22 protein-coding genes and 1 pseudogene are annotated in these 24,122 nt (G+C 42.8%); 8 read left to right on the top strand and 15 right to left on the bottom strand.

Annotation, left to right across the window (positions count from 1 at the left end; translation table 11 throughout):
* The first annotated feature begins 18 nt into the window (after window positions 1-18).
* The 3 genes and pseudogenes from I2I33_RS20490 to I2I33_RS14840 all read left to right on the top strand — a co-directional run bounded on the left by I2I33_RS20490 (window position 19) and on the right by I2I33_RS14840 (window position 3,580).
* Window positions 19-2,496: an N-6 DNA methylase gene (locus tag I2I33_RS20490; RefSeq protein WP_255378862.1), complete on the top strand. Its 2,478-nt coding sequence runs from the start codon at window positions 19-21 to the stop codon at window positions 2,494-2,496.
* 70 nt (window positions 2,497-2,566) lie between these two features.
* Window positions 2,567-2,902: pseudogene (locus I2I33_RS14835) on the top strand (DUF4357 domain-containing protein); the annotation flags it as partial.
* A gap of 303 nt (window positions 2,903-3,205) precedes the next feature.
* On the top strand, window positions 3,206-3,580 hold the full coding sequence (locus tag I2I33_RS14840; RefSeq protein ID WP_255378863.1) for a RagB/SusD family nutrient uptake outer membrane protein: 375 nt from the start codon (window positions 3,206-3,208) through the stop codon (window positions 3,578-3,580).
* A gap of 212 nt (window positions 3,581-3,792) precedes the next feature.
* On the opposite strand, the gene I2I33_RS14845 is transcribed toward I2I33_RS14840, so the two are convergent.
* The 12 genes from I2I33_RS14845 to trmD form a co-directional block, all read right to left on the bottom strand.
* Window positions 3,793-4,437, bottom strand: a complete 645-nt coding sequence (locus I2I33_RS14845; RefSeq protein WP_087420409.1) for an HAD family hydrolase — start codon at window positions 4,435-4,437, stop codon at window positions 3,793-3,795.
* A 206-nt stretch (window positions 4,438-4,643) separates the two neighbouring features.
* On the bottom strand, window positions 4,644-5,510 hold the full coding sequence (locus I2I33_RS14850; RefSeq protein WP_087420410.1) for a DUF4595 domain-containing protein: 867 nt from the start codon (window positions 5,508-5,510) through the stop codon (window positions 4,644-4,646).
* Window positions 5,511-5,524: 14 nt separating this feature from the next.
* The gene (locus I2I33_RS14855; protein ID WP_140402564.1) at window positions 5,525-6,808 is read right to left on the bottom strand and encodes a hypothetical protein; all 1,284 of its coding nucleotides are present in this window, start codon (window positions 6,806-6,808) and stop codon (window positions 5,525-5,527) included.
* Window positions 6,809-6,817: 9 nt separating this feature from the next.
* Window positions 6,818-8,107 (bottom strand): thioredoxin family protein, encoded by a 1,290-nt coding sequence (locus tag I2I33_RS14860; protein ID WP_087420412.1) that lies wholly within the window; start codon window positions 8,105-8,107, stop codon window positions 6,818-6,820.
* Window positions 8,108-8,109: 2 nt separating this feature from the next.
* Window positions 8,110-8,535, bottom strand: coding sequence for a hypothetical protein (locus I2I33_RS14865; protein WP_229128322.1), 426 nt, complete (start codon window positions 8,533-8,535; stop codon window positions 8,110-8,112).
* A gap of 16 nt (window positions 8,536-8,551) precedes the next feature.
* On the bottom strand, window positions 8,552-9,238 hold the full coding sequence (locus I2I33_RS14870) for a hypothetical protein (protein ID WP_087420413.1): 687 nt from the start codon (window positions 9,236-9,238) through the stop codon (window positions 8,552-8,554).
* A 2-nt stretch (window positions 9,239-9,240) separates the two neighbouring features.
* Window positions 9,241-10,779, bottom strand: a complete 1,539-nt coding sequence (locus I2I33_RS14875; protein ID WP_195666838.1) for a RagB/SusD family nutrient uptake outer membrane protein — start codon at window positions 10,777-10,779, stop codon at window positions 9,241-9,243.
* A 9-nt stretch (window positions 10,780-10,788) separates the two neighbouring features.
* Window positions 10,789-14,271, bottom strand: a complete 3,483-nt coding sequence (locus I2I33_RS14880; RefSeq protein WP_087420415.1) for a SusC/RagA family TonB-linked outer membrane protein — start codon at window positions 14,269-14,271, stop codon at window positions 10,789-10,791.
* 45 nt (window positions 14,272-14,316) lie between these two features.
* Entirely contained in the window at window positions 14,317-15,471 is a 1,155-nt protein-coding gene (locus I2I33_RS14885) for a FecR family protein (protein WP_087420416.1), read from the bottom strand.
* Between the two features lie 276 nt (window positions 15,472-15,747).
* Window positions 15,748-15,870 carry a hypothetical protein gene (locus tag I2I33_RS20445; protein WP_255378861.1) on the bottom strand — a complete coding sequence of 41 codons (123 nt, stop codon included), beginning with the start codon at window positions 15,868-15,870 and terminating at the stop codon, window positions 15,748-15,750.
* Between the two features lie 10 nt (window positions 15,871-15,880).
* Window positions 15,881-16,426 carry an RNA polymerase sigma-70 factor gene (locus I2I33_RS14890; protein ID WP_087420417.1) on the bottom strand — a complete coding sequence of 182 codons (546 nt, stop codon included), beginning with the start codon at window positions 16,424-16,426 and terminating at the stop codon, window positions 15,881-15,883.
* A 113-nt stretch (window positions 16,427-16,539) separates the two neighbouring features.
* Window positions 16,540-17,217, bottom strand: a complete 678-nt coding sequence (trmD, locus tag I2I33_RS14895) for a tRNA (guanosine(37)-N1)-methyltransferase TrmD (protein ID WP_087420418.1) — start codon at window positions 17,215-17,217, stop codon at window positions 16,540-16,542.
* Window positions 17,218-17,324: 107 nt separating this feature from the next.
* On the opposite strand from trmD, the gene I2I33_RS14900 reads away from it, so the two are divergent.
* Complete coding sequence (locus I2I33_RS14900; protein ID WP_204247529.1) at window positions 17,325-17,846, top strand: GNAT family N-acetyltransferase; 522 nt, start codon at window positions 17,325-17,327, stop codon at window positions 17,844-17,846.
* Between the two features lie 134 nt (window positions 17,847-17,980).
* Here I2I33_RS14900 and I2I33_RS14905 read toward each other — a convergent pair whose 3' ends face one another.
* Genes I2I33_RS14905 through I2I33_RS14915 form a run of 3 tightly spaced genes read right to left on the bottom strand, consistent with a single transcriptional unit; the run spans window position 17,981 to window position 21,478 of the window.
* A complete protein-coding gene (locus I2I33_RS14905; protein ID WP_087420420.1) occupies window positions 17,981-20,104 on the bottom strand; it encodes a S9 family peptidase in 2,124 nt (707 codons plus the stop codon).
* 22 nt (window positions 20,105-20,126) lie between these two features.
* Entirely contained in the window at window positions 20,127-20,894 is a 768-nt protein-coding gene (locus I2I33_RS14910) for an amidohydrolase (RefSeq protein WP_087420421.1), read from the bottom strand.
* Between the two features lie 35 nt (window positions 20,895-20,929).
* Entirely contained in the window at window positions 20,930-21,478 is a 549-nt protein-coding gene (locus I2I33_RS14915) for a 1-acyl-sn-glycerol-3-phosphate acyltransferase (protein ID WP_027200099.1), read from the bottom strand.
* Window positions 21,479-21,672: 194 nt separating this feature from the next.
* Between I2I33_RS14915 and rplU the strand changes: the two genes are divergently transcribed.
* The 4 genes from rplU to I2I33_RS14935 all read left to right on the top strand — a co-directional run bounded on the left by rplU (window position 21,673) and on the right by I2I33_RS14935 (window position 24,067).
* On the top strand, window positions 21,673-21,984 hold the full coding sequence (gene rplU / locus I2I33_RS14920; RefSeq protein ID WP_027200098.1) for a 50S ribosomal protein L21: 312 nt from the start codon (window positions 21,673-21,675) through the stop codon (window positions 21,982-21,984).
* Window positions 21,985-22,016: 32 nt separating this feature from the next.
* On the top strand, window positions 22,017-22,277 hold the full coding sequence (gene rpmA / locus I2I33_RS14925) for a 50S ribosomal protein L27 (RefSeq protein ID WP_087420422.1): 261 nt from the start codon (window positions 22,017-22,019) through the stop codon (window positions 22,275-22,277).
* 138 nt (window positions 22,278-22,415) lie between these two features.
* Window positions 22,416-23,690 (top strand): serine--tRNA ligase, encoded by a 1,275-nt coding sequence (gene serS / locus I2I33_RS14930; RefSeq protein ID WP_087420423.1) that lies wholly within the window; start codon window positions 22,416-22,418, stop codon window positions 23,688-23,690.
* Between the two features lie 101 nt (window positions 23,691-23,791).
* Complete coding sequence (locus tag I2I33_RS14935; RefSeq protein WP_195666839.1) at window positions 23,792-24,067, top strand: DUF4286 family protein; 276 nt, start codon at window positions 23,792-23,794, stop codon at window positions 24,065-24,067.
* The last annotated feature ends 55 nt before the right edge of the window (window positions 24,068-24,122 follow it).

The raw sequence follows: 24,122 nt of genomic DNA on the forward strand, positions 1-24,122 counted from the left end.
CTTTTTGAGAGATATCGTATCGTCTATCTATCTAAACACCAATTTTTAGGCGATCTTTTCGAACAATTATTGAATAAAGGATTCAAGCAAAACGAAGGACAATTCTTTACTCCAATACCAATTACTCGATTCATCTGGGATTCACTTCCATTAAGGGAATACGTAAATAATGGAGGTTCGTTACGACATCCAAAAATCATAGACTATGCTTGTGGTGCAGGACACTTTCTTACCGAAGCAGTTGAAGCTGTAAACTCTGTAATAAAAAGTGATAATAACGATTGGGTTCGGGACTATATCTATGGAATTGAAAAAGATTATCGCTTGGCAAGAGTTGCTAAGATTTCGATGTTCATGAACGGAGCAGGAGAAAGTAACATCATTTTTGGGGACGGTTTAGAAAATTCACCGGAAAAGAAAATTATTAATGGTTCATTTGATATACTTGTTACCAATCCTCCATATTCTGTATCTGCCTTTAAATCGCATTTGAAATTGAAAAACAACACTCTGACATTACTTGACCGCATTTCAAATGATGGTGGTGATATTGAGACATTATTTGTAGAGCGAATAGCACAGCTACTCAAACCTCAAGGATTAGCTGCTGTAATTCTCCCCGTATCGATACTAACGAATGGTAGCGGTAGTTATGTTGGAGCAAGAGAAACTATCTTTAAGAATTTTCACCTGCATTCTATTGTATTGTTCGGTAGTAAGACTTTCGGGGCTACAGGAACAAATACTGCAATATTATTTCTTGAAAAATACAACGAACCTCCTAAACCGGGAGATCTAGTCGAAGATAGTGTTGAAGCTATACTTAACAGAGCCAATATCGAAAATTGGCTTGATGATAAAATTCTTGAAGCGTATCTACTTTGCCTAGGTCTTTCCAAAGAAGAATACTATTCTTTGTTGGATGGTTCAGTCCTTAAAGATAGAGAGAAGTCCAAATATGCAAGCATGTATATCGCAGCATTTGAATCATCCACAGAACTTATAAGTAGAAAGAAGGCAAAATCATTTCAAAAACAAACAGACGAAGAGAAACAACATGAGATTTTTAATAGATTTGTTGGTTTCGTTAAGAATCTGGAACGAGAAAAATTATTCTATTTTGCTTTAACGTATGATAAACAAACAGTTATTATCGCATCACCAGATGATAATACAGAACAAAAAACATTTTTGGGGTATGAATGGAGTAATAGAAAAGGCTCTGAAGGCATTAAAATTACAAACGCAGGAGGTTTACTATACGCACCAGAAAGATGGTCTAATAATACAATCTCTGCAGCTATACGAAATGCCTTTTATAATATAGCTTGGGAAGGAACAGAGCTAAACAGTAAATATGTTAAATATGTAAATACTTCTGATTTATTAGATTTTTCTCGTGAAAAATTTGACAAAGCAATAAAGACAGCCGTCGAAAAGCAAATTGCTATCACTAGTAAATACGCTATAATCAAATTGCGTGATGTTGCTATAATTCAGAAAGGACAGTCCATTACCTCTGCACAATGTAAAAAAGGTAATATAAAAGTTGTGGCAGGAGGCATAGATTTCGCTTGCTACCATGATACAGCCAATAGAGATGCCAATGTCATTACTATAAGTGCATCAGGTGCAAATGCAGGATTTGTCAATTACTGGAATGAACCAATATTTGCATCAGACTGCACTACAATTATCGGTACTAACGGTTTCTCCACAGAATTTATATTTAATTACCTAAAAGGTATTCAATCTCAGATTTTCTACTTACAAAAAGGTGCAGCACAACCTCATGTATATCCAAAAGATATTGAAACAATACCTATCCCTAACGTTCCTCCTGACATACAGAGATATGTAATAGAAGAATGTAAAAAAGTTGATGCTGAGTATAATAATAGTCGAATAACTATTGAGAGTCATCAACACAAAATAGCAGAAGTATTTGATGCTTTACAAATTACCAACACATCCAATTGGACTAGAATAAAATTTTCCAATAACCAATTATTTACAATATTAATAGGCAAAAGAATTCTATCAAATGAGATGAATAACAACTACGATATACCAGTGTATAGTGCCAATGTTAAGGAACCATTCGGTAAGATTAATAAACTTTTAATAGATGATTTTACAAAAGGTTCTATATTGTGGGGTATAGATGGCGATTGGATGGTAAATTATATCCCTGCTAATACACCGTTTTACCCAACAGATCATTGCGGAGTACTACGAGTAGATGAAACGAAAATGAACCCTCATTTTGTGATGTTTATGCTTGAGATGGCTGGCAAACAAGCCGCATTTAATCGTAGCAATAGAGCCTCTATTGATAGAATTAAGAGCTTAACCATACCTAATATACCATTGGATGTGCAAAATATGGCTATGACAGAGGTTGAAGAATACGAAACAATAATAAATGAAGCTAAAGCAAGGATGAACCTATGCATTGAGCAAAAGAAAGTGATATTAGACAAATACCTTCGATAAAATAAATTATGGGAAAAACAGTTACTACATATTTAATAGATGGGGATCCTAAAGGAAGTCAATACGTACATATTTAGAACATAAAGCTATTACCGAAGCTAAAAAAGCAAATACGTTTGTGTTAAACGAAAATAAGCAAATACCGAAAGTTCCAAATCTACCAGAATATCAACGAGACTCAATGGATGAATTTTTTGAGGATGTTAAGTTCTTAACATCTTTTATTGGGTGTAATATTTTTGAAATAATTAAAACTAAAGAACAGCAAGATTTACACCTCTTCTATACTACAAGTCGAGGATATAATGCTAAAGGATATTATAATGCTTCTGGCTTTACAGTATTAAAAGGTAGTATGATTAAAAAAGACTCCGTTCCTTCATTAAACTGGAAAGTGAAAAGAGAATATTAATCAAAAGGAAATATATTCCAAATAAAGTACAGATAAGTACCAAATAATACCCCTCATTCAGAGTTCATTCGAAGATCAAACGTTGTTCATCCATGCTCGTATGGAGAAGCTCTGAATAATCTTCGAGAGATCAACGAAAAAGAAGTAGTTTCTTGAAAGTATCTTCATAGCTTCTCTTACGGTTTTATACAACGGCTCAATAAGATAAACATATACTTTAAATAACTCTCTTCCCAACTTATAGCAAACTTAACTTTCAGCCACTACTTCTCTATCTATGACCTGAATGAAATCCAGATTCGTCTCGCAGATATATACCTGCTCCGGGCTGAAATGAGAGCGAAATCCGGTGATATTCCGGGAGCGATAGCCGACTTGAACGTGATCAGGAAACGAGCCGGGGCAAAAGAATATACCCCGGATGAAAACTTGGAAGAGGCAATTGCACTAGAAAGAGACAAAGAATTATTTCTCGAAGGGATATGCACGAGATATCTTGATATTGTCCGTAACAGGGCATTCCGTGAAAAACTCAGGGGTAAATTCAAGACCCTCTCAGCCCAAGACGTGAAAGACGGGGCTTTATTCTTCCCGATCTCTTTTGACGCCTTCCAAAACAACACCAAAATGACGCAGAATATTTACTGGAAAAGAAATGGATTCGCAATTTAAATGAAATAAGATGAGAACTTGTGCTGGACTCTATGATTATGGTTATAATTAAATAAATGGATTATTATTAGAGTTTTCCAGAAGGGGTACTATTGTGTAAAAACGTTCATTTTGATGCAATAGTACTCCTTAATAACAGGTAATCTCTGCCCTGACAAAAGGCTTTACCCCATAGAACCAATTTTTATATTACCCCCAATGATGTAGAATAATTATTTCACTCTTATCGTTCCCAAATCATCAATTATAGCAATATGTGGATACGCAAGCAATTCTTCTCTGGTTGTTGTACCATGCAGTACCCCGACAAAATCTAAAGCAGCAGCCTGAGCCGTCTGGGCATCAATGACACTATCTCCCACATAAAGACAATCACGAGTATCGCTATTCAACTGTTTCATCGCATACCACACCCCTTCAGGGGAAGGTTTAGCTTTACTGACATCTTCCCCTCCAACCACAATATCAAAAAATCCAGCAGGAAAATGCCGGTTCACAAACTCCATAATACGGTAACGATACTTGGTTGAAATAACACCAATCTTTGATCCTTGCTGTTTCAAAGCCTGCAACACATTGGTAACCTCCGAAAACAAAATGGTATTATCACTCATGCATACATCAGCTTTCGCTACATATTCTTTCCGATAAGAAACCAAAACTTCCCGACCAGACACCCCCGTAAGGAGGGCGAAAGCATCATCCAACGTCATGCCGATAGTACGCTTTATTGCTCTATCATCTACATTCTTATACCCGTGCTTGTCCAGCACATGACGAAAACACATGACAATTCCATTACTCGAATCCACTAACGTATAGTCAAAATCAAAAAGATAAGTTTTATATTGCCGCATAATTATCAAAATAATTTGCCAATATATAGTATCTTTCTAAATAAAAAGAAAGAAACAAGGAATATTTTCCGCAACCCCAAAATATCCTACTCTTATCCCCGGACTGTACCATGATATACAAACGATCCGGGTACAAATTTCTACATTATACCCGGATTTTCTCTACTATTAATTCCTTAAAGATTTTCTACATAAAATAGATTCACCTATTCTATTTTTCTATCAACAATTTGCTTTTCCGAAGAAAATATTTTAATCACGCTAAATTCTACGGTCGTTCCCTCTAATTCCGTATCTGCCACTAACGATTTAATTGAACCGTCAGCATTCTTTTCGTTATGAACCTTTATACTTAAATCCTCACCATAAGCCGTAGCATTAAACCCTGAAATGACATTCGGGGATGCCGGGAACAAACCCAAGTAAGCAGCAACACTAAGAACCTCCATGCTCATTTGATCGCAGACAAGTAACATATTCATATCCATGTTATAACATGTATTCTTTAAGGAAGATGCACTTGCCACGGCATCTTCAATATCATCACCAAGAGTAAAACCTTTCCAATTTTTATTCGCATCATACAATACCGTGAAGAACGGTTCATCATCCTGATTTATAGATGTTAATTGATTTTGAGTATCATAAGAGAAAGTAAACACTCCACCATCTTCTCCTCCATCGGCTTTAGAAACAAAACCTTTATCATTTAACGTGTAAACAATTTGTTCCAAGTCAGTAAAGTCCCCCGCACAAGCAACAGTAACTTTTCCATCCGTGTAGGTCATCGTATAGGTCGTAGTGTAGTCCGTACTCCCCTCGTCATCCGTGGTAATTTTAGTAACCTTTTTCGTCGTTTTATCCAAGGTGAGGTTCACCACCAGAACACCATTATTATCATCCGTTCCGATGTTCAATTTCGTAATCAGCCAAGTCGTGTCTTTAACGATAGAATCTGTTGGTTGTTCGGGTGGAACAGGATCATCCTTTCCATTATCGTCCGAACAACTTGTCCACAATGACATACTGCAACTTAATATCAGCACTAAAAATAAAAAAGTAAACGTTTTCATAGTTGTAAAAATTATTAGTTATTATTATTGAATATAAAGAGACCGTATATACCGGAATTAACCCACTTACCTCCAGTCAATTGCTCTTTTTGAATATCATAGGTATTTATCGTCTGGTCATCTTCTGAAATCAGATAGATCACTTCTTTATCAGCATTATAACAAGGTGATATAAACAGAGAATTTTCAAAAGTACTGATCAAGTTTCCCGAATTAAACGACCAGTTACTTGGATCTTGCGGCTTGAAAATATACGAAGTGTAAGTTTCTATTCCTATGTCTTCATCCGTAATAACTGACCTCGCCCCGGCCACGTATATATCCTCCCCACACGGGATGAAATTATAATCTATATCACTCGTACCACCAAATTTCGCTAATTGCCAATTAGCAGCACTCATATCCAACTTCCACGCAAAAGATTCCGTCAAACCGGCCATGTCAAACACACCCATAAGGAGCGTGTTCCGGGAGGCATCGTGAAGGAATACCCCGCTATTAAGCCGGATGAGCTCCGTACCGCCTGCCGTGAAACTCTTTATTTCGATAAACTCCCCGTCTTCCCATTTCTTCAAACGGTAAAGATTTTCCGCCTTGTCGAATTGAATGATATGCAACAAACCATCTATATTCCCGATACCAACCAAACCCCGCTCTTCATTCATCAACGTCTCTTGTTCTCCCGACTCCAAGTCATAACTACCAATAGTGAAAAAATCATACACACGCGTGAACGGATCCTCGAATACATCCCTTGAAACAAAACTCGCATGATAGAAAGTTGGCCCGATGACAAGTCCACCGTAAAATTCACTTTCCGCTCCCCCGATAGAAAAGAGAAGTTCTCCCTTCAATTGCTTGGAAACAGACACGGGATAAAATCCCAGACCATCTGAACTTTTTCCCACGGCATAGGCCTCCATGTCCTTCAAGTTCAACGAGTCGGAGTACAGGTTTATTCCCCCGATACGATATTGCTTATCACCCTTTTTCAAGATGATAATATAGAAACCGGCTTCCAATTCCCCTGAAGGACGAAGAACCAGACTATCTCCACCAACTTCCACGATTTCAGCAGAGAACGTGTCTCCACCATTCAATTGAAGAAAAACACTACATTCAGCATCAAATCCTTTCCCGCATATTGTAATATCAGTCCCCACCAATTGCCGCTTTGGAATTTCCAATTGCGTCACCGGCAGAAACGGGTCCGTGTCAACAACCGGGGCATCCTTGTCGTCGGAACAAGCGGTAAGGTAAACAACCGCCAATATCCATATCATTAACCATTTTCTCATATTTATCACTTATTGTAAGGTTTCCAATTCTTTAATATACTGTTGCACGGCCGAGGATAATCCCGGATTACCGAATTGCAAGGAGAACACGTACGCTTGATTGTAACACTTCTTCGCCAGCTCGATATTATTCAACTTCTTATAACAATCGCCCAACATCAACATGCAGTTCAATTTATCATCCGGCGTCAATTCGAACTGAAGAGCGACAGTCACCCATTCGATGTACTTCTCCAACACCTTATTATCCTTCGACTCCCCTAACGCCTCTGACATGGCGTTCACCATGGCGAGATAATCCGCTCCTTTGATACCTTGCCCCAGATATTTCACGTACTCCTCCATCAGGTCGATATATTTATCCACGTCTTTCTTGGCATAAATGTAATAATACCCGTCGTACAAGTACTTCAATCCCGTGTACACGTCTTTCCCCCCGAAATCCACGAGTGCGACATACATTTGTTTCATATCACCCCGTACACGTTCGAGATTCTTGAGATAGTCCATATTTCCCTTCCGGGCCTGGTGATCAATCAATCCCAAGTGAAGGGTAAACACGAACCTAAACACGTTTTCCTCCCCCACGGCCTGAACCACCTCGTCATAATGTGACATGATATAGTTCAAAAATGGATCATCAGTCTCCGCCTCGGTGTGAAACAACTGCAAGACGTCAAAATCTTTCGCATTCATCCAGTCCGCCGTCGTTTTACGTTTACAATAATCCTTGTACACCCGTTCCACCCGTAACTCCCATCGAGTAAGCTCCTGCCCGGATTGACGTACCAGATAGTTCGGGGCTTCAAGCAGAAAATCCTGCACGAGAGCATCATTCTGCTTCTCCTTTTTCAGCTTATTGTACATCGCTTCGAAACTCAAACACTCCCCCGTGGCGGATTGAGCGAATTTCAGGAAATAACTCCTGTCACATGCGCCAACCTGCTTGCCTAACAATTTCCCGGTTTCATCCGCAATAACAAGCGTGGGATAAGCCGTTACTTCATACCGGGAAACTTCCGTCGCGAAAGCCTTATCTTCAGCATTAATCTGGTACGAGATAAATTTCTCGTTAAAATACTTCGCGACATCCGCATCCGTGAATACCTTGGAGGACATTTCCTTGCAAGGGCCACACCATGTAGTGTAAAAATCAATAAACACCTTCTTGTTTTCCGCCTTGGCCTTTTCCAGCACCTCCCGGTAAGAACCTTGCATGAATTGAATGCCTTGTCCCATCGTGTTACTACCGGGTAGTAACACGATGGCTATCAGCCCGATTAAAATAATTTGCCTCATAACTATTTCACGATAAAAGTAAACACGTCTTTCACGATATGACTATACCCCTCGTTAAAAACACGCAGGGATACCCTGTATCTTCCCGGGGTAATATCACTGATTAACGGAAATTCCATTCGTCCTCCCCCACGCACGTTAACCAAATGCCGGAACAACTCGGCATTACCCCCTTCGGTAGCTTCCACCTCAACCACCTCGAACTCGATGGGAGAAGTCCCGATCACCCCTTGCAACTTCGGGCTAACCCAGGGAGCCATGTTGTGCATCCGGTAAGCATCGAGCGTCTCGTCCAACTGCAGGCGAATTTCCATCGTATCCGGGACATACCGGGCGCTATCCGTTTTAAGGTATCCTTCCGTCGTATCATGGCAACTCATCAACATTGTCCCTGTAATTGCCATCAAAATAAACACATAAGCTCTCATACGTCAATATATTTTCTTATTCAAGTTCAAATAATTGTCCCAAGAAATACTGATCACCGAGGGCATGTACCACCCCGGACTGGTTTTCAAGATTCGTGGTAGCGATAGTCCCCAGATTATTGGTTATCGTCTTCCCGTCTTCTTCCACGGCAGCGGCCCGCAACTCCACGTCGGCCGTCTCTTCCACCCCGGCAAAAGCGTTACGTAAACTCCATATCCAGATCTTATTCCCGTACATCATGGGCAATACCATTCCCCCGCCATCAGCCACACCTTCCTCGTCCCTTTCCAAACGCGGAACATCATCCCTCATGACCTTTCCCCCGGTATAGAGATGAGTTTTAACAATCTGGTCACAGAAATCACGGGGAAACTCATCAATACTCCTGTAATAATTTTTATTGTAATTCGTCACATCCGAACCTTCATGCTCTGCCCAAAAGAAAAACTTCTCGAAAGAGATATTCTTCGGGCCGAAAAACGTGATATTCGCATCCGTTGACTCGAACAAAGACTTTAGCTCCGGGCTACAACGATCAATGACTTTCGCGATAGAATCCCAATTATGCCATGTATCATGACGAAAATACTCCAACATCGTACCATCATAATACCCAACAGCGGTACCCGTATCGATATAATTATATTTTGTCGAACAAGAAAAACATAAAACGCAGCCTAATATCAAAAATATACCTTTCATTTTTATCTCATTTTAGAAATCCAATAAGCATTTTGTATCATCAAATCATTGTCATTAAATGCCATTTGTGGCACGGGAAGATAAAGAGCCCCTTCGGTAATGTCTTGATCTGTCAAGTTATAAAAAGCATCTGGTAACACCCGATGCCGGCTGTTCTGCCCGTAGTACCCGTTTCGAACCGCGTCATAATAACGATGCCCTTCAAATAACAATTCACGTTCCCGCTCCAAGAAAATACTATATTGCAAATCACTGCCCCCGTCATCGTTTTTCCCGGCAGGGAAAAGATTGGCCTTCCGACGTCCCCGGATAGCGTTCAAATCCTCCCGTGCTTGAGCCGTCATTCCTAACTTCGCCTCGCACTCGGCTCGCAACAGGTAAATGTCTGCTAAACGCATCAAGACACGATTGCAATCCATACCTTTAAAATCAATACTAGATCCACTCGACTCGTACCGCGGTGTACACCATTTGTACAAGTACGTCAAATCAGCCGTGTTCATACCCGCTGAATCCAAGGCGTAAAAGAAAGCATCCCTCCGTTCATCCCCCTCCTCGTACATGTTGAGTACCGTACTACGGTATAACCCGTAATTAATTGTCGTTATATCATTTTTACCGGAGTTTCGCATCACCGGGTAAGAAACGAAATAACTGCCCGAAAAAAACAAACCGTAATATGAAATATCAGCGTAATTAACTTCAATCTCGAATATTCCTTCCGCGCTATTGCGGTCCATCACGCTTGTAACCACCTCTTCCGCGCTCTCTGCCAGGGTGTACACGCCCACGGAATCTTGATATTGCGGCTCGATCAACCGGCTGGCCCAATCAACAGAAGCCCGCAAATCATCATCATTCTTCTGCACGGACCCTTTCCACGCGTAAATATGAGCTAACAGCGCCGCAGCACTCCCCCTGCTGCCGTATTGTTTTGAAACGAGAGCCTTGTTATTCAAGTCCCGCAACTTGTCAAAACGAGGTAATAACCGGTAAGCACGCTTGGCGTTAGCAATAGCGGAATCAATCACTTCCACCGCCGGGCTTTTCTCGTAACGATCAATATAGCTACTACTTTTCACGATAACCGCATCACCCCACGTGCGGGATAACCAAAAATAACAAGCAGCTCGCATGAAATAAACTTGACCTAGGTAAAAGGACTGGCGCTTTTTCTCCAAATTAGGAACTCTACCCACGTTCTCCTCTAGCAAGTGAGTATTGGTTATCACGTTATAATACGGCTTCCATTGTTGCTGTTTAGCTCGATCGGTCAAATAATTCGGATCCAAATTCCGAACTTTTTCAATACTCGCGGCATTATAAACCCGGTCTGTCAGCAGCCCCATGTGCTCATGGAAAGTCACAGCGCTCCAAATCACCCGGAGGTCAGCCTCCATTTGCCTGAGCAAAGCATTACAATCGGATTCTTCTTGAAAATAATGATCAAAAGTGACCCCATTCTCCGGTTCCAAATTCAAGTCGCATCCACCAAATACAAGGGAAGCGAAACAAATCATATATATAAATATTCTTCTCATACTTTATAATTAAAAGTTCACGGTTAAACCCACGGTCCACTTCCTAGCCAACGGGTAAGTCCGACCGAGATCAACACCCGTGTGAACATTTACCACTTCAGGATCAAGCCCGGAATAATTATCCAGGGTCAGCAAATTCTCCCCGGTAACAAACACACGGATATTATCCAAGTGCAACTTCTTCACGTACTTCGAAGGTACATTATACCCCAATGTCAACTGTTTCACCTTCATGTAACTAACATTCTCAATATTCGAATCGAACGCACCCATGTACTGCAACGCATCCTGCGGGTAAATACCGGGAGCGGGGTACTCCGTGTCATCTCCCGGCTTCTGCCAGAAATCTTCCAATTTCACGTCACTAAACAACGGGTTACTTCCCGCATCTGGAGATGCCAGTGTTTGCCATTTCTCGGCGTTAATCATCTTTCGCCCCAATTCATACATGATCAAAAAATTCAAGTCGAAATTTTTCCATTTCAACTCGCTGGCGAACCCGCCATACAACGTGGGCAAAGAACTACCCGCGTAATAAATATCATCTTCCGAGATCTGCCCGTCACCGTTAATATCTACCGGTTTGCGCATTCCCAACGTGTAAAAATATTCCTCGTCACCCCCGGGAGAAAGCACGTGTTTCTTCCCATCCTCGCCGTAAACAACCGGAATATCCCCTTCCGACTGGATCAACCCGCCATCTTTATACAGGTAAATTCCATTTAACGGCTTCCCGATAATCATGCCATCCGTGTCCACCCCAAGGTAACTCTTCTCGAAACGGTTCCAGTTTTTCGCCAGATTAAAACGTGCCCGCCAAGTAAAAGGCCCGTCCCGGAACACGTCATATTTAATATCCACTTCCAACCCCTCGTTAGAAACTTCCATCGCATTTTGCCATTGCACCCCGTTCTGCCCGTACATATCGCCCGGGAGAACAGTCTTGTAAATCAAATCCCGGGTATATTTGTAGTAATAATCAATCGTCAAACCCAAACGATACTCGAACATATCTATGTCCAACCCGAAATCATACTGGTCGGATTCTTCCCATTTCAATTTGTGATTCGTGATACCTTCCGGCATCATCCCCTGCACGCCGTCAAATATGCTCCCCGCGTTCATCAATCCTTGAGCGAGATAAGGAATCCCGAATTGGCTACCCGTCCTTCCCCAGCTTGCCCGCAATTTCCCGTAACTCAACCACCAGGCCCAACGCATGAAATTTTCCTGCGAAAACGCCCACCCCGCGGCAACGGAAGGGAACGTTCCCCAGCGATTATCAGAACCGAAAACGGACGACCCGTCCCGGCGGAACGTGGCCTCGATCAAATATTTCGTGTCATAGTTATAAGCAATTCGCCCAAAATAACTAAGCATGAGTGTTTCACTAAAATCAGATTTATACGACTGCATGGCCCGGTAAACCCCGCTCACGGAATTATATATCTCCTGGGGGAAAGAACCGCTCACGTAGTGAATGGAATTACTTGGAGAGCCAAGCCCGTACCCGCCAATAGACCACGTCATACTCCGTTCATTGGATAACCCAAGTAATAAATCAAAATTATGAACCTCCTTTAACGAGAAATTATAGCTCACCAAGTTATCGTTAAGCAACGTCAAGTCACGCCCGATCTCCCCCTCCGATTTCGCCTCGTGATACGTGGGATCCAAATACGTCGGGGAAAACGTGTTCAAGTTCGCCTGCGTAAAATCCAACGCTAAAGACGTCGAAATATTCAATCCTTTGATGACCTCGTACCCCAGTTTCAGGTTCGCCCGTAAACGATAGGACGTGTTATCCTCTATTTTACCATTCAGCTTTTTCAGCATGATGTCAAACATCTCCCCGCTCCCTGGCATTAACGTCGACGTACTCTTGGGATCCACTGTGAACGATTCCGCCAAGCCGGCTACCGAACCCGATCCCCTGCTTCTATCCGTGTAAGCAAGATAAAGACGGGAATCGATTGTCAGGTTCTTGACCGGAATAACCGACAGGTTCGTGAGGATATTTCCCCGGACAAAATTACTTCCCGGCATGATTCCTTCCTCCTTGTAGAAACCCGCCCCGATCATATAATTAATCGTCTCCGTTCCACCGCTTGTCTGGATATTGGCGTTATAAATTCTTCCCGGACGGAAAACATGTTTATACCAGTTCGTTGAATTATTAAAAAACGGGTTAAGAGAATCCTGGATGATCTTCATCACACCTCCCGACTGGATACCCTTTCCTTGGTTCCAAAATGAGTCATAATTCGCCCCGTTCAAGGCAGCCTCGTACTTGTTGGACGGGTATCTATATTCTCCCGTTTCCGCGTCATAATACGCACTCTTCGTGGCCTTCATCATAGCCATGTGATAAAGGCGTTCCCCCTTACCCCCGGTTTGCACCGGGGTCTCCGGCAAGATAGAGCCCGTGTAAGAGAAATTGGCAGAGAACTTTCCCCGTCCCGCTCTTCCTTTTTTCGTCGTGATCAGAATCACCCCGTTGGCAGCCCGCGAACCGTAAATGGCTGCGGAAGCCGCATCCTTTAACACTTGGATAGATTCTATCGTTGAAGGATCAATTTCAGCCATCGTGTTCGTTCCCGTGATCGGGGAGGTAAAAGAACTCACCGGCACCCCGTCAACCACGTACAGCGGGGCCCCGCTACTTTTATATCCCGTCTCGTCATCCAGTAAAGAATTATACCCTCTCACGGCAACGCTGTTTCCCCCGCCACCGGGAGACCCCGATTGCTGGAAGACACCCAACCCCGCGACCCGTCCTTGCAGCAAGGTTTCGAGACTGGGAGCCGGCACCTCCTTAATATCTTCAGCCGTGACAGATGAAATAGCCCCGACAATTTCCCGCTTTTTACGGCTACCGTAAGCGATTACCGTTACCTGGTCCAAATCCGCCGCATCCGGGCCCAACTTCACCGTTACCGGCTTACCGGACTCGAACTTCATCGTCTTCATCTTGTACCCCACGAACGAGAATTTCAAGTTACCAGTTTTTTTCATGAAACGAAGAGTGAACCGTCCCGCGACATCCGTGGCAGTACCCACCGACGTGCTATCGATGCGGACTGTTGCCCCCGGTAGCGGGTTACCCTTTTCGTCCGTCACAGTCCCCGTGATCATAAATTCCTGTAACGGCTCCGCCGCCCCCGGGCGTATCACCACCTGCTTTCCATTGATAGAATGCGTTAATCCCTTCGGGACCAGGATAATTTTCAATAACTCATCCAACGTTTTATTCGTCACGTTTATATCAACCACGCCTTTAGCCTTTATCACCTCCGCATTATACAAGAAATGAATCCCGGTCATTTGTTCCAACCGATCAAACACCTGGACCAAAGATACTTGTTTCATCTGGAGCGAGACCGTTTTTTCCTGCGCCGTGGCGGAAAGCCCTATCCCCAACATGAAAAAGAGAGACAGGAGAACGGATCCCATCCCCCGATGAAATCTTCTGTGAATTAAAATGTTTCTCATAAATTTATTTAATTGATATATTGATTATATGTAAAAATCACACCTCTACAACGAAGACACCCGTCGCACGATAACCACCTTGTCCTTCACGTCGAAATCCAGATCACCCGTCTGCCGGAAGACATCGAGAACTTCGTTCAACGTGGCGTATCGCGCCACCTTCCCCGAATAAATAAAATCCTGGACATCCGGGTTCTGGAAGAAAAACTCGAAATCATACCACCGCGCCAGTATCCGCATCACTTCATCGAACGGGGTCTCCCGGAACGCAAACAGGTCCTCCATCCACGCCGTGTAGTACCCCACGTCTACCTTTTGGCTAGTCATTATTTCCCGGTCTTTATCAAAAACAGCTTGCACACCCGGGGTCAAAACAACCTCCCTCCTTCTTTCACAATCCCTGACTTTCACCTTTCCCCGTACAAGAGTCACGTGTTCCTCGGGATTCTGGTGATATGCCATCAAGTTAAATTCCGTCCCCAACACCTCCACTTCAATATTTCCCGTGTGGACAACGAACGGGTGTGCCTCGTCCCGCTTCACCTTGAAATAAGCTTCCCCGTCAATCCATATTTCCCGACACGTTCCCTCCTCGAAACTATTCGGGAAACGAAGGATACTTTCCGCATTCAGGAACACCTCGGTCCCGTCGCTCAACTCCACGTTATAAGTTCCCCCCCGTGGAACGTCAACCGTGTTCCACTCCACCTTCCCGTTTGCTTGTTCCCGGGCTTCAAACATCAACTTCTTTCCATCACTTTTCAGCACGGTCTCCTCTGTTATAATATCCCCGGCAAGATCCAACGAGTAAGATTTTCCCGACGCCGTGTTCAACTTCACCTCATGTGGTTGCACCCGTGCAATAATTACCCGCGTCTTCTCCGGTTTTTGCATCAGGAACAAGCCCCCGACTCCCAGTAGCAAGACAATCCCTGCGACAGCACACGCCCGGTACATTCGAATCACCCGGCGGCGACGAAAGCTTGTCCGCAATACAGCCGACCAGTCCATCTTATCATCGAAATACGCAATTTGCCGTATTCCCCCCTGCCAACGCTTTTCCTCCCGGATTTTGTCCAGTAATTCCCGGTTAGCAGGGTCCTCTTCCAGCCAGCTTTCCAGTTTTTGCCGTTGTTCCTCGTCGAGTTCGCCTTGCAGCATTTCCACGATCCATTGTTCTAATCCTTTTGGGTAGTTCATCGTCAATATCTTTATTATTTCATTTTTCAATAATTACAGGCAAAATCCGGGAAAGACTAAATGACACGCAATTTTTTTTCAAAAAATTTTTCCACCCATGAGCTTGACAGGATTATTTAGAAAGAAACAACTGTCCTCCCGACAAGTTCAATCGTCCCGGGAGAAACATAGCTGAATCCAACTTTTACAGATGGTTATAAATAAACGAAAGTGTATTCTTGTCTGACCGTGGATTCCTTGTTGCACGTCAGAACGGGAAGTAATTCCCTGTTATTTTTACTTATCGTCTGTTAAAATGGCGGCGATAATCGGGCGATAAGGCGGTAATAAGGCGGTGACAGCACCTAACAGGCAGACAACAGGCAGGTAACAAGCGAGTAAATCCCATGACTTAGGCAAATAATTCCATTTACTTAAACACTTCCGGAAGAATAAAAATCAACACGTAAAGATTTTTCAACTTTTCACGAAGTAATTGTTTCCCTCTCATTTTCTGGGCCCTCACCGTGTTCACGCTAATAGCAAGTTCCCGGGCAATAATCTCGTTACTTTGATTCTCAATATAACTCATGTAAAAAATCTTCCGACATTCCGGGGGAAGTTCGTCCACCGCTTTTTTTAATTTCCGGTAAACCTCGGCGATAAAAGCCTCGTCATCCGGCAATTCGATGATCTCCTCTTCCCTGTGCAGGTGAAGATACTTGAGTTTTGACCGTTTTTTATCGATGTAATTCAAACTTGCGTTCTTAACGGATAAATAAAGGAAATTTCGTCCGTGAAGAGAAGTCTCGAACTTCGGACGGGCCTCGATCAAGTGTACGAAAATATCTTGCACAATATCCTGCGCAACTTCCATATCACAGACATAATTCAAGGCGTAATAACAGAGGGAACCGTAATATTCCTTGTACAGGGATTCTATTTCCCCTAATTCGTCCATGTTTTTGACTATCATAACTACGCCCCTCTTATTTTGGGTACAAACTTACGAATTTTTCATTACACGCAAAATTCTTACAGACATTTCAGACGTTTAACGTATATAGCCAAAGACATTCGATTCTCCGTTTACTCATCAAGCAAATCCGGCCGCAAAGCCCTCGTCCGTTCCAATGCTTGTTGCTCCTGCCACTCGTCAATCAAGGCATGATTACCGGATAACAAGACTTCCGGAACCCGCCACCCGTTAAATTCAGCAGGACGCGTATATACAGGTGGGGCTAACAAGTTATCTTGAAAAGAATCGGTCAAGGCAGAAGTTTCATCCCCCATGGCTCCCGGCAACAGGCGTACAACGGCATCCGTCATGATGCAGGCAGGTAACTCACCGCCCGTCAACACGTAATCACCCACGGATATTTCCCTCGTAATCAGATGTTCACGCACCCGGTGGTCCACCCCCTTGTAATGTCCGCAAAGAATCATGATATTTTCTTTCAATGACAATTCGTTCGCCGTCTTCTGGTTAAAAACAGGAGCATCCGGTGCCGTATAGATAATCTCGTCATAATGTCGCTGGGAAGTCAACTCGTTGATACAATCAAAAATAGGCTGAACTGCCATCACTAACCCGGCATCACCCCCGAAAGAATAATCGTCCACCTTCCGGTGTTTATCTTTCGACCAATCCCGAATGTTATGAATATGGATTTCCACGATTCCCTTTTCTTTCGCCCGTTTAATAATCGAATGATTCAAAGGACTTTCCAGCAATTCCGGCACTACACTTAATATATCGATACGCATGACTAAACAATTGAATGTTGAAAAATGAAAATTGAAAATGACTTTTCAAATTCGGTACAAAGATAGTAATTTATTTATCTTTGCCCGTATATTCAAAAATGACGAAAATGGTTATTGAAAAAGGTGTACACGCAGATATTGATGAACTGGCACGACTATACGATGATTTAAATGATTTTCTGGACTCGGATATAAATCACCCCGGATGGATCAAAGGAGTATATCCCGTTCGGCAAATCGCAGAAGCTGGGATTAACGAGCAACACCTTCACGTGGTAAGGCAGGAAGGACGAATTATCGGCTCAATCATTTTAAATCATCATCCGGAACCGGCATACAATAAGGCTTCTTGGGGGATCGAATCGGATTACAGCAAAATATTCGTGATCCACACTCTCGTGGTTCATCCCGATTTCCTGAAAGCGGGTGTAGGAAAAAAATTGATCTCTTTTGCCTGTGAGTTGGGAAAAGAGCTACACATGAAAGCTATCCGGCTCGATGTATACGAAAACAACATTCCCGCCATCAAGCTATATGAAAAATTCGGTTTCAATTATATCGACACGGTTGATTTAGGCTTGGGAGACTACGGACTACATAGATTCCGCCTTTACGAAAAGATACTATAAATGGAGAGGGTGTGTCAAAAGGCATTTTTCAAACTCCCTCCCCCCTTCGGGGTACTCCCTCTATAAACAGAGGGAGAGCTGAAATACCTTTTGACACACCCTCCCATTTTCAATTCTCCATTTTCAATTTTCAATTACCTCAAGTAGTCCTCGAAATAATTCGTCACTTTCTGCATCAGATGAATCCGGTCCCGTCCCATCACGTTATGCTCGGCACACGGGTAAGGGAAGTAATCTACCTGCACGTTATTCTTGATACACTCCCGGATAAAGCTCAAACTCTGTTCCCAAACCACAACCGGGTCAACAGCTCCCTGGCAGATCAACAACTTACCTTTCAGATCTTTTGCCTTGGCGATTAAGCTCGTTTTAGCATATCCTTCCGGGTTCTCCTGCGGGGTATCCATGTAACGTTCTCCGTACATCACTTCATACCATTTCCAGTCGATTACGGGACCTCCGGCAACGGCCACTTTATAAATGTCAGGATAATTAGTAATCAACGAAATGGTCATGAAACCACCGTAACTCCAACCATGAACCCCGATACGATTCGCATCCACCCACGGGAAAGCTTTCAACCACTCAATTCCCTTCACCTGATCTTTCATCTCAACTTGTCCGCATTGACGGTGAATAATATCCTCGAAAGCCTTACCGCGGTTCGGCGTACCGTGATTATCGATCACGAATACCACGTAACCATGTTGAGCCATATACATTTCCCACATCCGCAAGGAAGCATTCCACGTATTGGTTACCAACTGTGAATGAGGCCCACCATACACGTAATGAATCACGGGATATTTCTTATTCGGGTCAAAATCCATCGGTTTAATCAAACGATAGTATAAATCACTACCATCATCTGCCTTAATCTTACCCAACGTGATCTCCCCGAAATTGTAATCCTTATTCGGGTTCTCCACTTCCTGCAAACGACGTACAACCTTTCCGGTATTCATCGTCAGATCCACGTTACGAGGTACTTTGATGCTACTATAATTATCAACGAAATAAGCACAGTCACCACTCATCGTGATATTGTGCCATCCTTCTTCCGTCGTCAAACGGTTTTTCTTCCCGCTTTTTACCTCTACCCGGAAAAGTTGTTTCTCCACCGGAGAGATTTCCGATGAAAGATAATATACATATTTCCCGGCAGGATCAACAGCCACGAATTCCACGTCTGCATCCACGTCTGTCAGACGACGAATTAATTTACCGTTCACATCGTGCAGGTAAAGGTTCATGAAACCATCCCGGTTATTCGTAGAATAAATGAATTGTTTCGAGTTGTTAGCCAAGAACACCAAACCGCTTTGCGGTTCCACGTAAGTATTGGACTTTTCCTCGAATAAGGTAGCAATCAATTTACCCGTTGACGCGTCATATTTATTCAAACGCATATGATCCTGTCCTCGGTTAAGCACCTGAACATATACCATATCAGACTCCGGAGCCCAAGTAATTCCCGTCAGGTATTGTTCGCGGCCGAAATCATTCGCATCCAGAAAAGTCGTCTTAGCAGAAGCTATATCATAAATCCCAAGACTCACCAACTCGGATTTCATTCCTGCCATGGGATACTTGATCTCCTTTAATTCACCCGTGCGGGTATTAATGTCCAGCAACGGGAAATTCGTTACCTGACTTTCGTCTTTACGGTAAAATCCCAATTTCTTTCCGTCCGGAGACCAAAAAATACCGCCAGTAATTCCGAATTCATTCCGGCTAACCACCTGCCCGTTCACGATATTCTTGTCCTCGTCCGCTGTAACGGTATAACTATTCCCACGCTCGTCCATGTAATACAAGTTATTATCGATCGTGTAAGCATACATATTACCCGCTTTAGAATAAGTCTCGTTAGCAGCCCCTTTCGGGAAAGTAAATTTCTGTTTCACCTGTTTCTTGGCAACGTCAATGTGGTAGATACTCCCTTGACGAGCTATCACCAGAATGTTATCATCCAACCAAGAAAAATTAGGGAATCCTCTCAATTCGGCCCCCAAGATCCTGTTCAATTCCGCCACCGTGAGCAATACACTCTTTTCACCTTTATCGACAGATTCACCCATCAAACCTTCCCGGTCCAGATAGGTCAACTGATTCTTGTCGCCTTGCCATTGAATATACTTGGACCGGGGATATAAATGATACCCTACCACGGCCTCTTCCATGGTTAAAACCTTTTTTTGTGCGCTTAAATCGAACATCATACTTAATCCGATTATTGCCAAAAACATCCTTTTCATGCTTTACTTTTAGCTGTTATTATTAATCTTCAATTGTAAATTCATCCCGATCCTCCAACACGGGGAACTTCACACGAAATTCCCGTAAAGCTTTCAAATCAATATCCACCTGTTTCACCTCGTCGGCAAAAGGTTCACAAGCAACCAAGACATCCCCTTTAGGAGAAATAACTGCCGAATCACCGGAATAACTCAATCCTACCCCGTCTTCGCCCACTCGGTTCACCCCAATGACGTAACATTGATTCTCGATTGCCCTGGCCATTAATAAAATTTGCCACGGTTGCCTCCTTGCCTCCGGCCAGTTAGCCACGTACACGGCCAAGTCGTAGCCACACGTGTTACGACTCCACACGGGAAAACGTAAATCATAACAAATGAACGGTGCGATTCTTACTCCCTGGTAATCAAACACCAATAACTCATTCCCTGCTGTGAAATGCTCTTTTTCCTCTCCCATCGTGAACAAATGCTTTTTGTTATAATGCAAGATTTTACCATCCGGAAAAGCCACCAACAAACGGTTGTAATAATGCTCGTCTTCGAAATAAACGGTCGATCCCATGATCAACGCGTCTTTTTCCCTTGCCCATTCCTGCATACACTGGTAAACAGCCTCGTAAAAAGGCGCTACCCGTTCTTTCCCCTTCATGGTAAATCCCGACGCAAACATCTCGGGCAAAACGATTATGTTTGCTCCTTCTATCGCTGCTATCCGCTTGTTAAAAAGTTTCAAGTTCACCGGTACATTCTCCCATTCCAAATGTGCCTGTACGATCGCAACATTCATATATACTATTATTTATTATACAATAATGATTTCTGTTAATCGCCCGCGGAAAAGTTTTCCGGGTGACGCGGGTTCGCATCCTTGTATGTTGACATGATATATTTCAAATCCGCATCCGGATCCCCCGTTGGTTCAAAGCGGGGGCCCCACGTGCAATATTTATCCTTGTAATCAATACGTCCCAAATACACCGGCACCCCGGCCTCCTTAGCTATCACCAGAAATCCCTTTTTCCATTTCTTCCGTTTTTTCCGGCTCCCCTCCGGGGTTATAGTCAAATACATAACATCCCGTTTTTTGAATTCCTCCACCATTCTCTCCACGATATGATTCTCCTTATTTCCCCGATCAACAGGAATCACGTTCAAAGCCCTTAATATCGGTCCTAACGGAAAAAAGAAAAACTCCTTCTTCATTAAAATATAAGTAGGAACTCCTTGACTTATAAAAGTCAACTTCCCCCAGATAAAATCCATAATGGAAGTATGCGGTACGGATATGACTACCGCTTTTTTATCCGCGGGCAAGCCGCCCTTGAGTTTCCATCCGAATATCTTCAATATCAGCCGTGCAATATGTTTCATAACCATTCTGTTTTCTGAAATCCCGTCAAAGTTAGTGTTTTTTGAGGAAAGATAAAATTATTGATAAAACTTCGGTAAACTATTGGTTCGTACAAAAACAATTATTACTTTTGCCGAGCGAAAATTTAACCTCAGGGGTACAACAAGTGGAAGAATCCCACCCCACGGTATTAACTTAATAATGAAATAGAACAATGTACGCAATTGTAGAAATCGCAGGACAACAATTCAAAGTTGAAAAAGACCGTAAAGTCTATGTTCACAGACTGACTGCAGAAGAAGGCGCTCAAGTTGAATTCGACAAAGTGCTTTTAGTAGACAACGAAGGTGACATCAAAATCGGAACTCCGGTTGTAGAAGGAGCTAAAGTTACGGCAAAGGTATTATCTCACGTGAAAGCTGACAAAGTAATAGTTTTCAAGAAAAAGAGAAGAAAAGGATATTGTAAGAAAAACGGTCATCGTCAATGTATGACCCAGATTCAAATCGAAGCTATCAACGCTTAATTTATTTTGTAACTTCTAAAATTTAAAACGATATGGCACACAAGAAAGGAGTCGGTAGCTCTAAGAACGGTCGTGAATCAGAAAGTAAACGATTAGGAGTAAAGGTATACGGCGGACAATTTGCTAAAGCAGGTAATATCATCGTTCGTCAAAGAGGAACAGTACACAACCCGGGATTAAACGTGGGTATCGGTAGAGATCATACCTTATTCGCATTGATTGACGGAAAAGTTGTTTTCAGAAAAAAACAAGACAACAAATCTTACGTTTCTATTGAGGCTATCGCCGAATAAGTAGAAAAATGAACATATTTAAGCTCCTGTCCTTACAAAGTACAGGAGTTTTTTTTATTTTTACGCCTCGAAACAAGAACATCCGTGTTCCCGTTTCGATGATTTAAAATTAAAATCTAAAATTTAAAATTACCAGAGATGCTAAACCTTAAATTTATTCAGGAAAACAAAGACACGGTCATTCGGAAATTAGCCGTGAAGAACTTTGATGCCAAGGAATTAGTTGAGAAGATTATCGCTCTCGACAACGAGAGAAAGAATTTACAAAAAGAATCGGATAACAAGCAATCCGAAATGAATAGCATCTCCAAGCAAATCGGTTCCTTGATGAAAGAAGGGAAAAAAGAGGAAGCCGAGCAAGCAAGGGCTAATACAACCCGTCTGAAAGAAGAGATTGCAGCCTTGACTGCCCAACATAATAGCACCCAGAACGAGTTGAACTCACTCATCGTTCGTTTACCGAATTTACCACATGACTCCGTACCTCCCGGAAAGAGTGATGCGGACAACGTGATCGTGAAAATCAGTGATAACGTGCCTGCCCATGAAGAAGGACAACTTCCCCACTGGGACTTGGCGAAAAAGTATCAGTTGATTGATTTCGAAGTAGGTGTGAAGATCACGGGTGCCGGATTCCCCGTCTACAAAGGGTTGGGAGCCCGTCTACAAAGAGCCTTGATCTACTTCTTCTTGGAAGAAAACACCAAAGCGGGCTATCAAGAAGTGCAGCCCCCGCTTGTCGTTAATGAAGATTCAGGCTTCGGTACCGGTCAGTTACCCGATAAAGACGGACAGATGTATTACGTGAACGAGGACAAACTATATCTTATCCCCACGGCAGAAGTGCCTGTAACCAACCTTTACCGGGATATGATCGTGGATGCCGACCAGTTACCGATCAAAAACACGGCTTACTCCGCCTGTTTCCGCCGGGAAGCCGGATCATACGGAAAAGACGTGCGCGGGTTGAACCGCCTGCACCAGTTCGATAAAGTAGAGATCGTGCAGATCACCCGTCCGGAAATGTCTTACGAGGCTCTCGACGGCATGGTGAAACACGTGGAAGGACTGTTAATCAAGTTAGGATTACCTTATCGTATCGTACGTCTATGCGGTGGTGATTTGAGTTTCACCTCTGCCCTAACCTTCGATTTTGAAGTGTATTCAAAAGCACAGGATCGTTGGTTGGAAGTCAGCTCTGTTTCCAATTTCGAAGAGTATCAAGCAAATCGTCTGAAACTACGTTTCCGGGATAAGGGAGACAAGAAAACGACCATGGTACACACACTAAACGGTAGCGCCCTAGCATTACCGAGAATCGTGGCCTCCTTGCTGGAGAACAACCAGACTCCGGAAGGTATCCGGGTACCGGATGTACTCCGCGGGTTTATGGGTACCGACTATATAAGATAAAAACTGAAAACTAAAAGATAAAAGTTAATCCTTCACGGATCTTTTATCTTTTAGTTTTTAACTTTATCTTTTATCTTTTAGTTTTTATCTTTTAGCTTAATATGCGCTTTATATACAACACGACATTCAGTATTGACGAAAACATTGCAGAGGAATTCATTCAGGTTATCCGGGGTGGGTACATCGCTTATCTCAAAGGCAAAAACCTTTGTAATGACATTCTATTTACCCGTGTCATGATTCGTGAAGGAGAAGGCCTGTCCCTATCCCTACAACTCATATTCCCTTCTGCCGAAGAATACAGCATCTTTATAGAAAACTACAAGGACAGATTATTACATATGCTGGTAGATGTTGGAAAATATAAAGTCACTTGACCCACTATTATACTCTAAATTGACCCATCAAAAAAATATTAGAATTAAGTAGAGA

Origin of the sequence: Butyricimonas sp. BSD2780061689_150309_C8 (assembly GCF_015560935.1) — a bacterium.
GTDB classification, from domain to species: Bacteria; Bacteroidota; Bacteroidia; order Bacteroidales; family Marinifilaceae; genus Butyricimonas; species Butyricimonas paravirosa.